General features: G+C 43.2%; 17 protein-coding genes. 15 read left to right on the top strand and 2 right to left on the bottom strand.

What is annotated here, in order from left to right; genetic code table 11:
• Window positions 1-146: 146 nt before the first annotated feature.
• From DOT_RS15250 to DOT_RS27865, 9 genes are all read left to right on the top strand, one after another.
• Complete coding sequence (locus DOT_RS15250; RefSeq protein ID WP_009620491.1) at window positions 147-593, top strand: hypothetical protein; 447 nt, start codon at window positions 147-149, stop codon at window positions 591-593.
• 12 nt (window positions 594-605) lie between these two features.
• Window positions 606-1,031 (top strand): hypothetical protein, encoded by a 426-nt coding sequence (locus tag DOT_RS15245; protein ID WP_009620489.1) that lies wholly within the window; start codon window positions 606-608, stop codon window positions 1,029-1,031.
• 449 nt (window positions 1,032-1,480) lie between these two features.
• Window positions 1,481-2,326 carry a transposase gene (locus tag DOT_RS27875; RefSeq protein WP_009620487.1) on the top strand — a complete coding sequence of 282 codons (846 nt, stop codon included), beginning with the start codon at window positions 1,481-1,483 and terminating at the stop codon, window positions 2,324-2,326.
• Between the two features lie 45 nt (window positions 2,327-2,371).
• A complete protein-coding gene (locus DOT_RS27870) occupies window positions 2,372-2,983 on the top strand; it encodes a transposase (RefSeq protein WP_157998467.1) in 612 nt (203 codons plus the stop codon).
• 85 nt (window positions 2,984-3,068) lie between these two features.
• A complete protein-coding gene (locus tag DOT_RS31895) occupies window positions 3,069-4,052 on the top strand; it encodes a hypothetical protein (protein WP_009620477.1) in 984 nt (327 codons plus the stop codon).
• Window positions 4,053-4,547: 495 nt separating this feature from the next.
• Window positions 4,548-6,338 (top strand): adenine deaminase, encoded by a 1,791-nt coding sequence (gene ade, locus DOT_RS15225; protein WP_139024217.1) that lies wholly within the window; start codon window positions 4,548-4,550, stop codon window positions 6,336-6,338.
• A gap of 66 nt (window positions 6,339-6,404) precedes the next feature.
• Window positions 6,405-6,689, top strand: a complete 285-nt coding sequence (locus DOT_RS15220; protein ID WP_009620473.1) for a hypothetical protein — start codon at window positions 6,405-6,407, stop codon at window positions 6,687-6,689.
• Window positions 6,690-7,016: 327 nt separating this feature from the next.
• The gene (locus tag DOT_RS15215; protein WP_009620468.1) at window positions 7,017-7,388 is read left to right on the top strand and encodes a hypothetical protein; all 372 of its coding nucleotides are present in this window, start codon (window positions 7,017-7,019) and stop codon (window positions 7,386-7,388) included.
• Window positions 7,389-7,668: 280 nt separating this feature from the next.
• A complete protein-coding gene (locus tag DOT_RS27865; RefSeq protein WP_009620466.1) occupies window positions 7,669-9,738 on the top strand; it encodes a cell wall-binding repeat-containing protein in 2,070 nt (689 codons plus the stop codon).
• A gap of 135 nt (window positions 9,739-9,873) precedes the next feature.
• Here the strand turns inward: DOT_RS27865 and speE are convergent, their stop codons facing one another.
• A complete protein-coding gene (gene speE / locus DOT_RS15205) occupies window positions 9,874-10,728 on the bottom strand; it encodes a polyamine aminopropyltransferase (protein WP_009620464.1) in 855 nt (284 codons plus the stop codon).
• A 3-nt stretch (window positions 10,729-10,731) separates the two neighbouring features.
• On the bottom strand, window positions 10,732-12,183 hold the full coding sequence (locus DOT_RS15200) for an aminotransferase class I/II-fold pyridoxal phosphate-dependent enzyme (RefSeq protein WP_009620462.1): 1,452 nt from the start codon (window positions 12,181-12,183) through the stop codon (window positions 10,732-10,734).
• 325 nt (window positions 12,184-12,508) lie between these two features.
• On the opposite strand from DOT_RS15200, the gene DOT_RS15195 reads away from it, so the two are divergent.
• From DOT_RS15195 to DOT_RS15175, 6 genes are all read left to right on the top strand, one after another.
• A complete protein-coding gene (locus DOT_RS15195; RefSeq protein ID WP_009620460.1) occupies window positions 12,509-13,825 on the top strand; it encodes a molybdopterin-dependent oxidoreductase in 1,317 nt (438 codons plus the stop codon).
• Window positions 13,770-14,459, top strand: a complete 690-nt coding sequence (locus tag DOT_RS31890; RefSeq protein WP_242833849.1) for a molybdopterin dinucleotide binding domain-containing protein — start codon at window positions 13,770-13,772, stop codon at window positions 14,457-14,459. Before DOT_RS15195 ends, DOT_RS31890 begins: the two co-directional genes overlap by 56 nt.
• A gap of 31 nt (window positions 14,460-14,490) precedes the next feature.
• Window positions 14,491-15,465 (top strand): alpha/beta hydrolase, encoded by a 975-nt coding sequence (locus tag DOT_RS15190; RefSeq protein ID WP_009620457.1) that lies wholly within the window; start codon window positions 14,491-14,493, stop codon window positions 15,463-15,465.
• 209 nt (window positions 15,466-15,674) lie between these two features.
• The gene (locus tag DOT_RS15185) at window positions 15,675-16,847 is read left to right on the top strand and encodes a DUF362 domain-containing protein (protein ID WP_009620455.1); all 1,173 of its coding nucleotides are present in this window, start codon (window positions 15,675-15,677) and stop codon (window positions 16,845-16,847) included.
• 420 nt (window positions 16,848-17,267) lie between these two features.
• The gene (locus DOT_RS15180; protein WP_009620453.1) at window positions 17,268-18,437 is read left to right on the top strand and encodes an ABC transporter substrate-binding protein; all 1,170 of its coding nucleotides are present in this window, start codon (window positions 17,268-17,270) and stop codon (window positions 18,435-18,437) included.
• Window positions 18,438-18,496: 59 nt separating this feature from the next.
• Window positions 18,497-19,375, top strand: coding sequence for a branched-chain amino acid ABC transporter permease (locus DOT_RS15175; protein WP_009620451.1), 879 nt, complete (start codon window positions 18,497-18,499; stop codon window positions 19,373-19,375).
• Window position 19,376: the final 1 nt, after the last annotated feature.

Below are 19,376 nucleotides of genomic sequence, written 5' to 3'. Positions count from 1 at the left end.
GTTTGTGAAGGGAGATTTTAAGGAAGGGAGGAAATATGTCCTACTCATAATATCCCCAGAAATGTATGCACGTGGGGTGTTTTTTGTTAAAACCATCTAAACTCTAATCAAAAATTTCTGTTTACAATGGAAAGGAGGAATTTAAGGTGATTAGGAGAAAATTAAAAGTAGCGATCACATCTTTTCTTTTGGGTATTCTTTTTGCAGCAAGTGCAACGACAGCGTTTGCAGCCTATGCATCTAGTCCTTACTATAACTACGGCCCAGTCCTAGGCTACTCTTACAAAAATGAAGCAACAGTCTATAATGGTTCAGGTGCGTATGCAGGTACGTATGTGCAAACCCAAGATTTGGCTACCGTTCCAACGGGTTATATTGGAATATGGGCAGGATTGTATGATTCAAGCGGCCAATGTGTTGAATCATCTGGAAATTGGGCTTACAATAGTCAGCCTTTAGCTGGTATGTCAATTTTATCATCCACAACCTATAATTCTGGGACATACACAAGTAAAGGTTATTCCGCAGCATATAATGGTAACGGTTATAGTGGTCCCTACCAAACATATACGAGTCCTGCTCTCAATTATTAGGAGGTGAACGAAATGTTGCTTAAACGGTTTGGGTCACAAACATTAATTATCGCTGTTGCCCTTGTCGCTGGAATAACAGCGGGATCACTTGGCTTCGGACATGCATTAGCTAATCCCTACTCTGACAAAAAAGCTCCGGTCTATCCCAAGAACGCGAATGGCCAGACATATGGCTCTGGTTTGGATGCCATTTCTATTGACACAATGCCGGATTTGATTAGTGCTGTAGGTGCGGACGGCACTAGTGGGTACGTGCGACCTGTAGATCTAATCCCGCCATTGGCCAAAACACGGGATGAAGCTTTGGCCCAGCAAAGTAACCGTAAAGTTGGTGAAATTCGTAAAATCCCACTGTATGCTAAAGATGGTAAAACTGTTATTGGCGTTTTTAACGCTGTTAACACACAACCCATCGAAAAGTCAGCAGGATCTAAGTAGGCTATAACAAGTTCATTATACTTCCTCTTTTAAGGGAAAAATGCCTATGAAAACAGGAAGCCGGTCGGGGTTGATGGTAACTTCGACCGGCAATTTCTCAGCACATATTATTTTGAATTGGCAAGTAGTTACTACCAAGCCGAACCTAGTTTATTAAACTTTTTATATATAGGGTGACAAAAAAATCTAAGGATTATTAAATGGTTGTGTTTGATGTTAGGCTAGAAGTGAGGGGGTTTTAGTTAATTTTCGTAAATTTTTTCAAGGTAAAACTTAATGCTTTCTGTTAACAGGACCTATGCAGTTGAAGTAAATAATTGGAATTAAGCATTATGACAAAATAATTTTCTAAAAACCGCCAAAAACCCTTGACATTTGAAAAAAGGCCCAATAATTGCGAAGGATACCTTGATTATAAGGTATATCTTTCGATTAAAGGGTGATACCCCATGAAAACCTTAGCTAAGCCTCAATTCCGCGACCTACCTCAAAGTGAATGTGCCGGAGTACCTATTTTACTCAAGTTATGGGATCGTTTTGATTTTTCTATTCTCCTTACGCAAGCTGGAATCAATAAACTTCGCGGTGTTCCCACCTGGATGACAGCCTTCCTCTACGTTGTCGGTCTCATTTCTCATTGCACTTCCGTGTCTAAAATGGCTGAGATGGCTGGTAAAGATGCTTTACTACGATATTTGTTTCAAGGTAGGAAAATCATTCAATCAACGATGAGCCGTTTCCTTACCACGTCCTATAATTGGTCCCTGTTTGGCGAAAAACGTGTCGGTCGCCTTCAAGAAGACTCAGATACTCAATTACGCGAAGGCGATGTGATTGCGCTCGATGATACGTTAAATCCCCACCCCTTCGGAAAAGAGTTGCCGTTTTTGTGTTGGCTTTTTGACCATAGCCAGAAGATAAATGTCTGGACCATGAATCTTGTTACGTTGCATGCCGTCCTTCGTAAGGGTCTTGAATACCCGCTATTTTACCGTATTTGGCGTAAACCGGAGGTTAAAGGGGAAGGTCCAACAAAACTTGACCTAGCACAGGAAATGCTCGTACAATTGCGTAAATCAGTTCATTGCCGCTTATGGGTGGCAATGGACCGCTGGTACCTAGCCAAGGAGTTCTTTAACTTTCTTACAACAAATTCTTTCGACTGGGTCACCAAGGCTAAGCGAAATACTGTAATCTACCGCAGAGTCATCAGACCCTGGAGCGGCCAAGAACGTTTTGTTTCAATCAATGCACGGATGCTAATCAGAGAACTCTTTCCTCAACTCAAGTTATAAGGTTCGGGATTGGTTTCCGTTGCAGTTCCCGACATCTATATGAAGATGCCGTATAAAATCACGAACAAAAAAGGCAAAGTAGTAACCAAACAACGCTTTACACCGATAACTGCCGTTGTCGCTATGAGCTTAAAAGAGGACGAAGATCAAACACTAGAGAATTTGGTAGAAGAGGACCTAAATGAGCAGGTCGCTCAATACCGGGGTGCTTACCTCATCATTAGCAATCGCCATGATGCACCGCGCGAAGCTTTATCCGTTTATTTGCAGAGATGGCGAATTGAGGTTTTCTACCGAGCGGCAAAACAAGAACTTGGGATGTGCGATTGTCATTCGACGACGGAAATTCACCGCCACGCCCATTTGGAGTTACTATTCGCTACAGAAACCTTACCTAATTATGCTCAGTGGTATGAAAACAAAGGAAAAACGAGTGATGGAGAAGGCTTCACCCACGGCGAAATGGTCAGCAGCCTCTTCCACACTCGTTGCGAGGTCCGTCTGAAAACCCGGAAAGGGATTCAGCAGGTCCATATCCAGTTTGACACAACTGTGCATAGATTTGCAAGGCTTTTTGATGATTTTTGGCCCGATGAAATCCGAATGTTTTGGGGTAAGGGTTATCCAAGTTTCCAAGGCCTACCATTAAGTGCATAGGTCCTGTCTGTTTAATATATAATGTTAATAAAAGACACTGATTCATTAAGGTACTTTTTTGCTGATAGCTGGAAGGGGTAGGTGAATGAGAAAAAAGACGTATATTGGCATTTTTCTAGGCATAGTTATATTTATTATGACGGTGATGTTTTTTTATATTAGCGGATATAGATTTACACCATTGGATGCAGCTAAGGCGCATTTCGACGTTGGCAAGAATTCAGTGTCTTTGGGAGATGTTGATTTCGGCTGGGGTAAGGTATACCTTTTTAAGATACCCAAAGGTTCTCGCACTGTAATAGCAATTAAGAACGGTTTCCTATGGAGAGCGCCTGCTGCTGTGTATTTTGATCAAACATCAGCGGAAGTGATCAATACAGTTGGCTTGCTTAGTTATAACGGTAACAATGGGCAGGCGACTGTTTTTGCCGTGGAGACATTCGATCCAAATATCGCATTTGTTGAAGCTGGACCAATGGGTATGCGAACCACAAAAGAGGTAAAGGTAGGAACCCCAGTAATCTTTTCCTGGGACAAGGCTATTCAACCTACTGAACTTAAGCCTAAAGCACTAACAAATAATGGTGTTCCATTATATGAATATCGGTATCCAAAGAATACAAATGTAATTAGTCATGATGAGCTAAAATGGTATCCGGTGGATTCATCGCTACTCTCAGAATCAATAAATGAGTCTCCAACAATTGAATATACTGGGTATAATCCGGAAACAATCTCTGCGGATTATATTCCAAATATAGAAGCTGTAATAGAAATGTATGTTATAACTCCTCAAGCCTATACAGATCATTGGAATTGGAATATCATAGCAGGAAATGAAAAATCAGATCCTTCAGTTGGTATCGTTGTAGCTTATTATATTCAAGAAAACACTCCAAATAAACCTCAATTCATGATAAAGCATACCATTCCAGGAGCAGGTGAGGTACTGATCACTGGTTTCTCTGGGGCTACGATTTATCTGAAAAGTCAAAAGGGACATGGTACATTTACTTTAACACCTAATGGTGAAAATGGTGGGAAAGTGGATTGGACTCCAAATTCATAACTTAAAACTTGTTATTCGGATTTACAAAAGGTTGTACACTAGAAGTAAATTCTTACCCGGCAGGACTGCTTGTGAGTCGACATTTTTTGTGTTCCGCACAGGTTCCAGGAACCGTGCGGAACGATACGTTTCGCCGAATATTACTACAATTAACCGACAAGACCAGGAAGAGGTTTATAGGGATATGTCTTTAGATGATATTTTTGAAGAGGCCCAGAAGCATTGGGAATCCTTCGAGGTGCGTACACGATGGCAAACAATTCTGATAATTTGAAAAGAATCCCTGGAAGGCCAATAATAAGCATTCCCGGGATTCTTTACTGTTGCATGGTTACATTGTGTAAGATAGGCATGTACTGTAAATATGATTCACAAGCTTCAGGGCAGTATAGTTATGGTTGTTGTTAATGAAGGGTGAGTAATAGAGGTAATTGTCAAGAATTGTAGAATATAGTATAGATGGAATATAAGCATGTGATGGATTGAGGGATTTACTTGAACAAACGATACAAGCTATGGGAAATAGGCAGGCAGCTTACAGCTACAGCGCAGGGGAAATTGAAGGCCGATTTGGTCATTAAAAACGGTAAGCTTGTCAATGTTTTTACTGGTGAAATTCAACTCAACACAGATGTTGCGATAAAGTTGGGGCGTATTGCTCTTGTCGGTGATGCAGCGGTAGCCATTGGCGAAGAAACGGTTATTATTGAGGCGCAAGGAATGTATCTGGTACCTGGGTTTATTGACGGTCACCTGCATGTGGAAAGCAGCCTGATGACTGTGGGAGAGTATGCTAAAGCTACTATTCCCCATGGAACTTCTGCAATCTTTATGGACCCACATGAGATTGTCAATGTCGCAGGCCTTGATGGCATGGTAGCCATGATGAAAGACGGGGCGACAACGCCGTTGCGTGTTTTTACAACCATACCGTCCTGTGTGCCAGCCTCCCCTGGCCTTGAAAACACAGGCAGCACTATAACGCCGCAGGATATCCAAACCACGCTGAACTGGGAAGGTGTCGCTGGTCTGGGTGAGATGATGAATTATGCCGGCATTTTGTCCGGTGACCCGCAAACCTGCGCAAAGGTGGAGAAAACACTTGAGGCGGGCAAGACGGTAACAGGCCATTTCCCTCTCACGGATACAGGCGCTGCCTTAAACGCTTATATTGCGGCAGGAATCAACTGCTGCCATGAATCGACCAGCGCGCGTGAAGCCCTCGCTAAAATGCGCCTTGGCATGTATGCGATGATTAGAGAAGGTTCTGCTTGGGATGACCTGCCCGAAGTTATCAAAGCGATTACAGAGCAGAAGATCGATACTAGGCTTGCTTTGCTTGTTTCCGATGATCTCCATGGTGACACACTTATAAAGCGCGGGCACATGGATTATATCATTCGTCTCGCAATTTCCAAGGGTGTGCGGCCAGTGACAGCGATTCAAATGGCAACCCTCAACACTGCCTGCTGCTTTGGCATGGAGCGTGATCTCGGTTCGATCTCACCAGGGCGTTTTGCAGACATTAACATTTTGAGTGACTTGACTCAGGTGAGGGTTGAAAAGGTGATCATCAACGGGGAGCTTGTGGCAGAAAAAGGCAGTCTCACAGTGCCTGTCGGAGGCTATGTATACCCAGAGCAGCTCAGGACTTCGGTGAAAATAACCCGCAAGTTTTTGCCAAGCGACTTTATTGTGCAAGCGCCTCTCGGCACGGAGACTGCAAGTGTCAGGGTGGTTGGCGTTCACGACTCCAATGTGCTGACTACCGAAATGGTGGAAGACCTGCCGATTAGAAACGGAGAAGTTGAGCTTGCAACAGAAAAAGATATCTGTAAAGTTGCGGTTATAAACAGGCACAAGGCAGAAGGCGGAATGACCCTTGGTTTTGTGCATGGCTTTGGTCTGAAAAAGGGTGCAGTCGCCTCAACCTATGCACACGATGCTCATAACTTGGTTGTGCTAGGGACAAGTGACGCCGAAATGGCCTTTGCGGCGAATACATTAGTTGAGTGTTCGGGCGGTATGACAGCCGTAGAGGGTGAAAAGATTCTAGCACTGCTAAAAATGCCGATTGCCGGGCTGATGAGCGATTTATCGGCAGCGGAGGTCGCCGCTGCACTTAGCAACCTTTCCGAGGCGTGGGCAGCTCTGGGCTCGCCGCTTGCTTCACCTTTTATGACAATGTCGCTGCTGTCGCTGGTTGTGATCCCCGCAATTAGAATAACGGACAAAGGTCTTGTTAATGTTTATGACAACAGCTTTACAACGCTTTTTACAGAATAAAATGCCGATATCTTAGAGTAATAGCCTACAAATTATGTTATAATCATGCTGCAAGGGGGAGGGGATATGGATCAAAAAATTATGGATTTTCTCGCAAAAATATATCAAACGCAAACTGAAATGCGAAATGAATTGAGAGAGCTTAGAACAGATCAAGAAACAATAGCCCAAAATGTTGCTAAAATAGTAAATGTTGTTGAACATGATGTTGACCGAAAAATTGGAGCAATCTTTGATTTCCGGGAAATACAAGTAAATCATAACCAAAAGATTGAACAAGCACTGGACCGCATTGAGGCCAAGGTTGAAGTGTTGCAATTAGAAACATCCAATTTAAAACGGATTAAATAAACTTTGGTCTGATCGCCACTATTTTTATTATGTTTTGACTCTCCCAGCCACGAAAATTAGAAATTTTATGATTAGTGACTGCCAGTACGTTTTGACGTTCTGGCTTTTTGTTTTTGCATTGGCTAATGCTTTCATTTCAACCCCACGCACGCGCGTTATTCTTAATGATATTTCTCTGAATATTTTTAGGAAAAAAGATACCAAAGGAAATATATAGAGTAATCGATTAATATATTAAGGGGATGCAGTTTATAAGCTTATATATTGTTTCGGCACCATGGGGATAACGTCGACAACTCATAATTTTACTGTTAAAGGAGGTTCATAATGAACTTAACGGTAATAAGCGTTTATGACTTAAGAGTAATGACTGATAGGGAATCAACTGGTATTATTGAAGGTCATATGGAGGAGAAACTTTTTTTTGTAGACTACTTTTTAAGCTATGTTGAAAGCCTTAAAAACTTTGCCACGCAAGATTTACTTGAAAGTTATGAAGCTGATGTAATAGGTATTAGGGTTATGTACATCAGCACAGATGATAAGATAAAACTGAGTGGTAAAATAGTAAAGGAAAAAATGATTCCGATGATTCATCAATTAGTACTTACAGGAGCTGCGACTATTTTAAAACAAAAAAGGTTTTCCGCATTTAATCCTAGAAAGTATGGCTACTATGGGAATTTCACTACAATGTAAAGCATTATTACGAAGTAAAAACTTCACTGACAATAGAATAAAACAGTGATTTGATGGAATCAGAGTGTCGTTGCTTGCCAAGATAAGAGCTTTTCAGGGATAGTTACAGCTGCTTATGCAGGAATTTAAGAAAATCTGTGGAATGTTGCAGGATAGATGGCATAAAGATGGAGGACAAGTCTTTGAATAATAAGTGGATCCAACAAATAATGTGATATGTTTCACAACAATATTCCTAGGCCCGTGGAATAAATTCGTATAGAAAAAAGAGGGGAAAACTATGCTACAGAAGAAAAAGACTATGGTGGTATTACTTACTCTTATTATCTCAGTGTTTTTCACCATACCAACTTATGCAAGCACACTACCGTCCATAACGCGCTTAGCTGGGGCAGACAGATACGCTACAGCTCAAGCTATTGCCCAGCATGGGTGGACGCAAGCTGATTATGCGATCTTAGCTTATGGCGGGAATTTTCCAGATGCTTTATCAGCGGTAGTTCTAGCCAAAAAATATAATGCTCCAATCTTATTGACCAGTGGAAGTAGTATGCAGGATATTACAAAGCAGACGTTAATTGCTTTACAAGTTAAGAGCGTATTTATTATAGGTGGAACAGTAGTCATCCCAACATCAATTGAGACGGAATTGCGAGCTATGGGAATTGCGCCAACTCGTATTGCAGGTCAAGATAGGTATGAGACCTCGGTTAACATAGCTAAACAAACAACTCCTTCGACAGAATTAATTGTCGCGACAGGAGAGGATTACCCTGATGCCTTATCAATTGCTCCAATTGCAGCTATAAAGCAAATTCCAATTGTCCTAGTGCCGAAAAATTATTTGCCTGATTCTGTCAAGACTTATCTCTCGACAATTAATGTAAATAAAACCTATGTAATTGGCGATTCCAGTACTATTGAGGATAGTGTCGCGAAGCAGTTTACTAATCCCGAACGGATTGTCGGGGCAGACAGATATGAATTGAATATAGCTATAAACAAGGAATTTGACGATAATTTCAATTCTGATAGCATTTGTCTAGCAACAGGTGAAGGTTTTGCTGATGCCTTAACTGGTGCGGCCTATGCGGCAAAAATCAGCGCCCCCATGATTCTTGTAAATAGTGTCTCACCGGCGAATACAAAGGATTATTTTCAACAACGTTTGCCCAAGGGGAAGAATATTTATGTATTTGGAGGAACCGGCGTCGTCTCAGATAGTCTAATTCAAGGACTAAGTGACTCGACACAAAACAATTATCCTTGTTCAAATAAAATTTTAAACGGACGAGAAATAGCTAAATTACTTAAACCCTCCATTGTTTATATTGACATATTTGATAGTGAGGGCAATGATTTGGGAGCTGCAAGTGGTGTAATAGCAAGCAGTGATGGTAAGATTTTTACTAATTATCATGTCATTGATGGAGTGTCCAGGGCGAAGGTAACTTTATCGGATGGTAGGGTATTAGATGTGACGAATATTTCTGGCTATAATCCTAACTATGATGCCGTCGTTTTAAAAGTAAATGCCCATGATTTACAACCTGCGAAATTTAATTTTTCAAGTTCTGCCCAGATAGGAGATAAAATATATACTTTAGGAAACCCACTTGGACTTGAAGATACAATTTCCGATGGTTTAATTAGTACAATTAACAGAGTAATTGATGGAGTGACATTCATTCAAATTTCTGCGCCAATTTCTCCAGGGAGTAGTGGGGGAGCTCTAATTAATGAACAAGGTGAAGTCATTGGGATTACTGCGGCTGGTTTAACTGATGGTCAAAATTTGAATTTTGCTATTCCCTATGAAGATTTTAATTCGATTAATGACCAAGATTTAAATATGTCCTTAGGTTCAATTCCAAGTCAAAAACCTGTTCCTACATCATCACTCACCAAGCCTGTCGATTTGAACGTTTCACAAAAACTGGAAGTAAATGGCTTTGACTCTAATTATTCTGCCGAAATTACCGTGGAGCAAGTTATCAGGGGAGCTCAAGCACTAACAATGGTTAAAAATGCCAATGAATCAAATACTCTTCCAAAGTCAGGATATGAATATTTATTGGCTAAAATTAATTTCAAATTATTAGATATAGATGGTGGGAAATCTTTATACGTGTTTGGAGAAGCTGATTTTAATTTGGTTTCGCAAAATGGTTTGGTATATAACCAAACGGGCGAGGTTGAACCAGATCCTCAATTGGATGCAAGACTATATAAAGGGGCATCTAATGAAGGTTGGGTAGTATTCTTAGTTAAACCCGATGATACGAAACCAAAGATTTCGTATGGAGTTAACTATGATGGGACCGGCGGAATTTGGTTTAAAGCATACTAAATTTCTTTTCCTGACTCTTTTGGCCCAATCAAACGAGAGTTTACTTAGTAGTACTAGTTCGGGCAGTGCTAGACCGTAGCAAGGCCGCCTGTATGTGCTCAGGCGGCCTTGTCATGTTTAGCTTTGCTGAATAACTTACTCATCCGCGCTTACTAAAAGCTCTTTTACGTAGTTAGGTAAGGCAAAGCAGCCTTTATGAATTTCAGTATTGTAATACCTTGTTTTTAGATCGAGATTGTTCCAGGCTTGTTCATCGATGTCAATCAATGGATCGTACGTTTTAGAAGCGAAACCAAAAAGCCAATGCCCTGAAGGATAGGTTGGGATGTGGGCCTGATAGACCCTGCAAACCGGAAAACATTCCCTGATCCGTTTGTGGGCTCTTTGCATGGACTTGGCATACTCCGCATAATAGGGACTTTCGTGTTGATTGACGAGGATGCCGTCATCTTTCAGTGCTTTAAAACAATTACCGTAAAACTCCCGTGTAAACAGCCCCTCTCCAGGTCCGAAGGGGTCAGTGGAGTCAACAACGATTAGATCGTAGGCGTTTTCCTTAGAGCGGACAAACTTCAGCCCATCCTCAAAATATAACTGGACTCTTGGGTCATCGAGCTTGCAGGCGGTTTGTGGCAAATATTCTCGGCACACATCCACAACCATTTTATCAATTTCCACCATGTCAATGTGTTCAATGGAGTTGTAGCGCGTCAGCTCTCTTACTGTTCCGCCGTCCCCAGCACCAATCACCAAGACATTTTTAATTTTGGGATTGGTGGCCATGGGTACGTGAACAATCATGTCATGGTAGATAAATTCGTCCTTTTCGGTAACCATCATTAAACCGTCTAGAGTAAAGAAAATACCGAATTCTTTAGAGTTAAACACATCTATTCTTTGGAATTCGCTCTGACCCGAATAAAGAGGTTTATCAACCTTAATAGAAAAACGAACATTATCCGTATGTTGTTCTGTATACCATAATTCCATTGTTTATTCCTCCACAATTTTGATGTTTTTAACGGACATATCCTCTGTGCCTGTCAGGAAGCATCCTTTGGCCTTTGAATAGGTAATATAATCGATAATTTCTTCGGTTATCCGTTCTCCTGGTGCCAAAATAGGAATGCCAGGTGGGTAAGACATGACAAATTCACCACATACATAGCCGGTACTTTCAGTGATGGCGACGGAATGCTGATTGGAATAGAAGGCTTGCTGAGGCGTCATCACCACATCAGGATTAATGTACTCGTGATCAAGCATGCCGGCTTTATCCTTCATATAAAGTCTTTTTATTTCAGACAGGGAAGACACAAGCCGTTCCAAGGCCAGTTCGCGGTCTCCAACAGAGATGATGGCCAGGATATTGCCTATATCACCCAACTCAATCTGAATTCCGTAATCATCTCGGAGGATGTCATAAACCTCAATTCCTGCCAGTCCTATTTCTCTCGTATAGACAGAAAGCTTGGTGTGGTCAAAATCGAACACAGAATCTCCGTTAATTAGTTCTGTGGAAAAAGCGTAGTATCCGCCAATTTTATTGATTTCTTCACGTGCATAATGAGCAAGTGCAGATACTTTTTTGAAGATGTTTTTGCCGTCCAGAGCCAGGTTGCGTCTGGAAATATCCAGAGAAGACAAGAGTAAATAGGAGCCACTGGTGGTCTGGGTTAGGTTAATTGTTTGTCGCACATGACCTGTGCTGAGACGGTTACTAATGAGCAAAAATGAACTCTGGGTCAGCGATCCGCCTGTTTTATGCATACTGACCGCCGCCATATCGGCTCCTGCCGCCATTGCACTAACGGGCAGATTCTCACCGAAGTAAAAGTGAGTACCATGTGCTTCGTCTACAAGGACATACATATTATGGCGATGGGCAAGCTCGGTAATGGACCTTAAATCGGAACAAATACCATAGTACGTAGGATTATTAATGAAAATTGCTTTAGCATCCGGATTCTTCTCGATGGCTTTCTTGACCTCACTGACTGACATGCCTAAAGGTATTCCCAACCGTTTATTAACACCGGGATTAACATAAACAGGAATTGTTCCACTGATAATTAAGGCGTTAATGGCACTCCGGTGGACATTGCGCGGCATGATAATTTTATCCCCCTGTTTGCACACGCTCATAATCATTGCCTGGACAGCGGCCGTGGTACCGTTGACCATGAAAAACGCATGTTGGGCACCGAAAGCATCCGCAGCTAGCTCCTCGGCCTCCTTGATTACGGAGACGGGATGGACCAGATTATCAAGTGGCTTCATGGAATTAACATCCACCGTAAGGCACTTTTCCCCCAAAAATTCTGTGAGCTGGGGGTTTCCTCTGCCTTGCTTATGTCCTGGCACGTCAAACGGTACTACCCGGATGGATTTGTATTTTTGCAGTGCTTCGTAAATGGGTGCCTTACCTTGCCAAAGTGAATGCATAAAAACCACCACCTTTCATAGTTAGCTGATAATCATGCTACTGAATAGTTTAATCATCATTTCCAGAAAATTATTCGTCATAGCAAGACAACGGCATTATAGTTCAAAATTAATTCATACGGTTTTTAATGTATCAGAAACAGATCAAGGAGTCTATACCCAGTTTTGTCACACCCAAGTAATCTACTTGGGGAGAGGCTGGAAACATGATAAACTTATACTACCAATTTAAGCATTTTTGACTGTAGTTTAATTAGTTTGCCCTTTCATTATCAAGAATAGATGCTTGGTGCTTAAATAAACTGAGAAAGGGGATGGTAGTCGAATGGCACGAGAAGTGGTTACTACCTGTACCAGAGATTGTCCAAACACCTGCGGTTTGATTGCCCAGGTGGACCAGGGACGGGTAGTTTTTCTGGGGGGGAATCCACGCCATCCCCTTAGTCAAGGCGTGGCTTGTCATAAGGCCAAAGAATTTGTGCGGCGGGCCTATAGTTCAGAACGGATCTTGACGCCACTGCGTCATAACCGTAAAACCGGAGTCTGGCAAAGGATCACTTGGGACAGTGCGCTGAATGAAATTGCCGGGCGCATGAATGAGGTCAAGGACCAGTATGGCGCGGAAGCTATTCTATATTACCGGGGTTTTGCTCAGCGTACGGCCTTGCGTCTATTAAACGAACGATTTTTTAATTTGTTGGGTGGAGTAACCGGTACTTACGGAACATTGTGCGGTGGTACAGGTCAAGCATCGCAAAATCTAGACTTCGGTTGCCGCATCTCTCATGATCCCTTGGACTATGAGCACAGCAATTCACTAGTTCTTTGGGGGCGAAATCCGGTAGCTACCAATCCTTATCTTCTGCCAGTAATTGCTAGGATTCGACGTCAGGGCGGTTCAGTCATCTTAATCGATCCTGTGGCGTCGGAAAGCAAGCGAATATGTGATGTGCATATTCAGCCTGCACCCGGCAAAGATGCTTTCTTGGCAATGGCAGCAGCAAAGCAAATTTTAGCACTGGGACGTGAGGACCGTGAGTTTATCGAGTCCCATAGCCGGGGATTTTGTGATTTCCAACGGATCTTGGATTCGTTCACCCTCCAAGAATTGGCTCAGGCTTGTGATGTTCCAGTGCCGCAGATCGAGTTACTAGCGGATGTTCTGCTGGAGCAGAAGCCAACGGGGATATTACTTGGCTGGGGATTGCACCGTTGGGAATACGCGCATCATATGATTCGGAGCATCGATGCTTTAGGGGCGCTCGCCGGCTTGATCGGAGTGAAAGGTGGTGGAGTTAGTCAGGGATTCGAGGAGTATGCACCGTACGATCTGGACTGGGTCGGAGACAGTCTCCATCCGAACAGGAGGAAGCTGTTGATGCCGCTCATTGGGGAAGAAATCTTGAAAGCTCAGGCTCCATCGATCCAAATGATTTTCATTACAGCTGGTAATCCGTTATGTATGGCACCCAATTCTGGAAAAGTGGCGGCCGCCTTTGCCCAGGTGCCTTTTGTTGTAGTAGCCGGACATTTTCTGGATGATACGGCTGAGCAGGCTGATATCTTCTTGCCGAGCACTACTTTTTTTGGAAGAGCAGGACATCGTGGCCAGCTATGGACACAACTATGTGGGACCGGTTAACCAAGCTATCCCTCCCCAAGGGGAAAGTCGGTCCGATTTTGAACTGTTTCAGAGTTTGGCCGCGCATTTTCCCTTCGGACCGGATTTTAAGCGCAGCGTTGAAGAATGGCTTACTCTGTTGACGGCGCCCTTGCTGAGGCAAGGTGTTACGTTAGAGGAACTGTGGGCAGGTCCGGTGAGGTTGCCTGGGGCCCCAATGGTTCCCTACACTGATCGAAAATTTGCAACCCCTTCAGGCAAGTTTCAATTTATGACAGAATTTAATCGGCCGAGTTGCCTAGAGAGCAAAGAAAGTTATCCCTATCAATTAATGTCCGTTTCATCTTACGAGTGGTTGTGCTCAGAAATGACCCCTGCCGAGCAGGATGAATTGACTGTGATTCGGATCCACCCTAAGGAGGCAGCTAAGCTGAACCTGGCGGATGGAGAGACTGTTCGGGTAATCAGTAATGTGGGAGCAACAAAGGCTCGCCTCAAGCTGGACAGCGAGCAAAGGCAGGATACAATTATTTTTCCCCGTGGTCGTTGGCTTAAATCCGGCAGCAGTGCCAATCTTCTGACCCGTGATATCGTCAGTAAAGTGGGAAACGGGGCGCCATATTACGAGACCCGAGTTAGAATCGAACCAATTTGAGCATTATTCTACCGTGGAAGAAGGTATCTTGATGGACAATTTAGGTGCGGAGCTTCGGGACGGAAATACTAGCCCAATAATAATTGAAACGAAGAAACCGTGGAGAAAGCGACTGTTTTTAGGATTCATTGGGTTTGTGAGTATAGCGGTGCTGGGGTGTATTGGAATTTCAGGCTTTGTAGGTTGGCTTCTCACTCATCCTATTCGAGAACCAGTAGTTAGTAAGCCGAGTGAATTTGGCTTAACCTATCAAGATGTCATATTTGCCAGTCGTGAAGATAACATAAAATTGTCTGGATGGTATATTCCTGCTCAAAATGCAAAAGCTGTTGTGATCCAGGCTCATGGTTATGCGGGAAGTAGGACAAAGGAGAAACCGTCCTTCCCTGTGACGCAAGCGCTTGTCCAACAAGGAATTAGTGTTTTGATGTTTGATTTCCGTGCCTCAGGTGAATCGGAAGGTTCGTTAGTCTCTGTCGGGGATTTTGAGCAACGCGACCTTCAGGGAGCAATTGATTATGTTAAAAGACTGGGATATCAGAACATAGGCATTATCGGCTATTCTATGGGAGCTTCTACGGCGGCGGTGGTAGCAGCCAATGAGGTTGAAATTAAATCGGTTGTCCTCGATAGCCCATTTGCCGACCTTAAAGAATACTTGCAAGTCAATATGCCAACCTGGACGAAGTTACCTAATGTTCCTTTTACCCCGCTAATTCTTCGCGAAATCCCGGTCTTGACAGGGATCACGCCCGAAAATGTGAGCCCTGTTCATGAGATTGAAAAATTTGATAAGAGGCCGATTCTTTTTATTGCTGGTGATGCTGATGACAAGATCCCAATGGAAAATTCAAAAGAACTTTGGGAAAAAGTCAACAACCCAAAGGATGAGTATTGGGTCGTGCCTGGGGCAAAACACGTAGGAGCTTACAGTGTTTTGCCAGATCAATATCTCGAAAAGGTTACGAAGTTTTTTGTAAAGAGTTTACAAGTCCATCGTGCGTGAGCTTCAGGGGGAAGAGTCTCTTCGGACACTGAAATCGGTTGGTCAGATTATAGGAAGATTGTGTGCGCCCTTGGAGAGTTGCAAGGCCAAGCTTAAATGGTAAAATTGGTTAAATGTAGAAAGATGAATTTTGACTTAATCAGCATTAAGGTATAATTAGTTTTTACTCTTGAAAGGAAGTGAAGATCCTGGTTTCACCAGGAGAAACAATGGCTAAATCAATAGTTTATTTTGCCAGTGCTCGTGCCAAGTTTTTTGATTATGATTACGGCTTTCTCGGCAAGTTTGAGGAAATTCTCAACCGAGTAAATCTAAAGAACTACGTGGCAAAGGGAGACTACGTACCGATAAAAATGCACCTGGGCTCACAGGGGGCCTACAGAGTTGTACGACCAGCATTTATTAGGAAATTGGTGGACTCTCTAAAGAATGCTGGAGGAGACCCGTTTGTAACGGATACCGTGCGTATTCCTGGCTTAGAGTATCTCCGCGTAGCAAGCGCTAATGGGATTAACGAACTTTCGACAGGAGCTCCAGTGATTATGGCTGATGGGGTCTTCGGAAGTGACTCCGTGATGATGCCGAGCGGTCCGATTCTTGGGGAAATCGGGATTGCCTCTGCTATACATGACGCCCCGGCGATGATCGTTTTATCCCATTGTAAAGGTCATATTGCCAGCGGTTATGGGGGAGCCGTGAAAAATCTTGGGATGGGCGGAATTGCCTTCAAGGATCGAAATGGGGTTCATCAGCGGGGGCGGATGCATTTTCTCCAAAATGCGGAACTAAACTGGACTTCAGAAAAATGCAGTCACTGTTTACAATGCGTGGGCGCCTGTCCTCATGAGAGCATTTCCTTTGATCAGGATGATAAGTTAGTTATAGACCAGCAAAAATGCGCCCGTTGCGGTCGGTGTGCTAGAGTATGTACTGAAGGTGCTTTGGTGTTGCCTCTTAACATTGAACTCTTTCAAAAAGTTCTGGCAGAGGCAGCGGCAACCGTCCTGAATACCTTTAACAAAGGCAAGGTTCTCTACATTAACTTTGTAACAGAAGTCCAGCCGGAATGTGACTGCATGCCCATGGCCGATGCCCCTTTGATTCCCGACATTGGGGTATTGGTTTCAGATGATATCGTAGCTATCGAAAAAGCTACCCTGGATTTGATCAATCAAGCTCAGGTTATCCGTGACTCGAAAGCGGGAGAGAAGGAACTGACGTCAGCAGAGCATCTGTTTCTGAAGATCCATGGTAAAGATCCCTATCTGCAGGTGAGGGCAATGGCTGATTTTGGCCTGGGTTCCGAAGATTATGAAATCGTCGAAGTGCTTTGCAAGCCGAAGGCAGATGGCAGCACAGCCCCACGTTCCTTTGGACACTAAAGGTTAACGGGATTTGCGTTAGTGAACTCGTTCAGCTAAAGCTGAAAATCGGGGCTTCAGATACGAAAGCCTCCAGTGGAGGGTTTCGCCGTAGCCGCTGATCCCAAAAGGAACACTTCGCGGCGAAGGCTGGACTCTACCCCACCTGAAGTTTACGAAGGTCCCACCCCCACTTATAGAAGTGGGGGTCTTAAAGGCTGGATAAAGCAAGGAGTCTCCCCAACGTGGGTAGGCTCTTTGCTTTATTATTGCTAAACCTCTTATGATCTAGAACAGGTAGCTTCTCGAATTGAAATTATTGAACAGTCTTAACAAAATGCTAATGTAACAAGAAATAATCTAGAGGAGAAGTTTGTAAAAAATCTAAATATTAACAATAATAATGCCTAAAGTACAAGTAAGAGGGAGGAGTTTACATTTATGAAAAAAACCATCGGGAAACGCTTAACGGGTATTGGGGCCATCTGTTTGGCAACAATGCTTGTCGTAGCAGGGTGTGGCGCTTCAAGTACGACAACAGGGGCTGCAGCAGGAGGAGATAAAGTCGTAAAAATCGGCTTCTTCGGTCCACTTTCTGGAGACGCTGCTACAGACGGAGTACATGCCAAAAATGGAGCAGAACTAGCCGTTGACCAAATCAATGCTCAAGGTGGAGTTAAAGGTGTCAAATTGCAGCTAGTGGCTGAAGATGATCAGGCTTCAAGTAAAGATGCTCTGAATGCTGTGCAGAAACTGATTGAACAAGAAAAAGTCTCGGCTTTAGTCAGCGGTTCTTATAGCGGACCAACAAAAACGGTGAATCCTATAGTGCAAAAGAGTAAAGTTCCAATGGTGGTATCTTATGCAGTTCACCCGGATATCACGAAAGGCGGCGACTATATTTACAGAGCTATCTATACGGCTGATGTGCAAGGGGATGCCATGGCTGAATATGCTCAGAGTGAATTGGGCTTAAAGAAATTCGCGGTACTGTCTCAAGACAACGATTACGGCGTTAGTATCCAACAAGCATTTACGGCTAAAGTCAAAGAATTAGGGGGCAGTGTTCCAGTTAGTCGCTCCTTTAAATCTGGGGACAAAGACTTCAACCCACTTCTTACCGCTATTAAGGGTGCAGGGGTTGATGCCATCTATGTGGCAGGATACTATAATGAGGCAGCTCAAATTTGTCAACAAGCAAAACAACTAGGTGTCAACGTTCCAGTTCTCGGTTCCGATGGCTTTGATTCGCCAAAATTAATAGAACTCGGTGGAGCATCCACGGAAGGGGTTACCTTCACGACGCCTTTTAATCGCGATGAACCTCGAGATGTTGTCAAGAACTTTGTTAAAACCTACAAAGAGAAATTCAAAGAAGATCCAGATATGACAGCCGCCCAAACGTATGATTCCGTTGAATTAATTGCCCAAGCAATGAAGACAGGTTCCGATACGGAATCGATCGCCAAAGGTTTATCCCAAACGAAAGATTTTGAAGGGGTAACAGGTAATATCTCTTTCAATGCTCAACATGAAGCAGTCAAACCGGTCATTTTCGTAAAAGTAGATCAAGGAAAATTTGTTTTTGTAAAATCGATTTCCACGAAGTAAATAAGTTTAGAGAGGGGGAGGGTAACCTCCCCTTTTAACCCGAAAGGCGGATGGCACAAATGTTTTGGCAGCAAATTTTGAATGGACTTACCCTGGGCAGTGCTTACATTTTAATTGCCTTAGGGTTAACGATGGTTTATGGAATTCTGAACTTACTGCATTTTGCTCATGGTACTGTTTATATGGTTGGAGCCTTCAGTTCGATGGTCGCTATTATCTATCTAAAGTTGCCTTTCCCTCTCGCGTTTTTGCTGGCAATGGTGTTGGCGGGGTTGGTTGGAATATTAATCGAAAGAATAGCCTATCGTCCTTTGCGCAATGCCCACCCGATCAACATACTTATCAGCGGAATAGGAATTACGATTATCTTAGAAAATCTATTTCGCTTGTTTTTCGGTGCTCAAACGAGACCTTTCCCTAACGTAAACCTAAGTTCGAAAACCTATGGATTGGGCAATGGTCTATCCATTACTAATTTTCAGATATACATACTGGTCACAGCCGTTGTTTTGGTAGGCTTATTACAAATTTTAATTAAGCGCACGAAAGTTGGGACAGCATTAGTCGCTACCTCCCAAGATATGAAAGCGGCTAAGCTGATGGGGATCGATATCAACCGTATGGTGGCTTTAACCTTCTTTTTAGGTTCAGCTTTGGCCGCTGCGGCGGGAACTCTCGTTGCCTTGTATTTCAATGCAATTTATCCCACAATGGGATCGATGCCGGGTCTTAAAGCTTTCTCAGTGGTTGTTCTTGGAGGATTAGGCAGTATTCCGGGAACGATTATCGGCGGTTTGTTTTTAGGAGTTATAGAATCTCTGGGTGCAGGTTATGTACAGACTGTTATCGATGCGAATGCCATCGCCTTTGTGATTTTGATTTTGGTTTTACTTATCAAACCTACCGGGCTCTTTGGCAAGAAGATTGAGAAAGTGTAGG

This window comes from Desulfosporosinus sp. OT (assembly GCF_000224515.1).
GTDB lineage: Bacteria > Bacillota > Desulfitobacteriia > Desulfitobacteriales > Desulfitobacteriaceae > Desulfosporosinus.
This window is presented reverse-complemented; position numbering and strand designations above follow the sequence as displayed.

Bases quoted from the DNA above. Each gene is read 5' to 3' on its own strand.
- DOT_RS15190 (WP_009620457.1), top strand. From the start codon at position 14,491: ATGGACAATTTAGGTGCGGAGCTTCGGGACGGAAATACTAGCCCAATA.
- speE (WP_009620464.1), bottom strand. From the start codon at position 10,728: ATGGAATTATGGTATACAGAACAACATACGGATAATGTTCGTTTTTCT.
- DOT_RS15215 (WP_009620468.1), top strand. From the start codon at position 7,017: ATGAACTTAACGGTAATAAGCGTTTATGACTTAAGAGTAATGACTGAT.
- DOT_RS15180 (WP_009620453.1), top strand. From the start codon at position 17,268: ATGAAAAAAACCATCGGGAAACGCTTAACGGGTATTGGGGCCATCTGT.
- DOT_RS15245 (WP_009620489.1), top strand. From the start codon at position 606: ATGTTGCTTAAACGGTTTGGGTCACAAACATTAATTATCGCTGTTGCC.
- DOT_RS31895 (WP_009620477.1), top strand. From the start codon at position 3,069: ATGAGAAAAAAGACGTATATTGGCATTTTTCTAGGCATAGTTATATTT.
- DOT_RS15185 (WP_009620455.1), top strand. From the start codon at position 15,675: ATGGCTAAATCAATAGTTTATTTTGCCAGTGCTCGTGCCAAGTTTTTT.
- DOT_RS27875 (WP_009620487.1), top strand. From the start codon at position 1,481: ATGAAAACCTTAGCTAAGCCTCAATTCCGCGACCTACCTCAAAGTGAA.
- DOT_RS15195 (WP_009620460.1), top strand. From the start codon at position 12,509: ATGGCACGAGAAGTGGTTACTACCTGTACCAGAGATTGTCCAAACACC.
- DOT_RS15175 (WP_009620451.1), top strand. From the start codon at position 18,497: ATGTTTTGGCAGCAAATTTTGAATGGACTTACCCTGGGCAGTGCTTAC.
- DOT_RS15200 (WP_009620462.1), bottom strand. From the start codon at position 12,183: ATGCATTCACTTTGGCAAGGTAAGGCACCCATTTACGAAGCACTGCAA.
- DOT_RS27870 (WP_157998467.1), top strand. From the start codon at position 2,372: ATGCCGTATAAAATCACGAACAAAAAAGGCAAAGTAGTAACCAAACAA.
- DOT_RS15220 (WP_009620473.1), top strand. From the start codon at position 6,405: ATGGATCAAAAAATTATGGATTTTCTCGCAAAAATATATCAAACGCAA.
- DOT_RS27865 (WP_009620466.1), top strand. From the start codon at position 7,669: ATGCTACAGAAGAAAAAGACTATGGTGGTATTACTTACTCTTATTATC.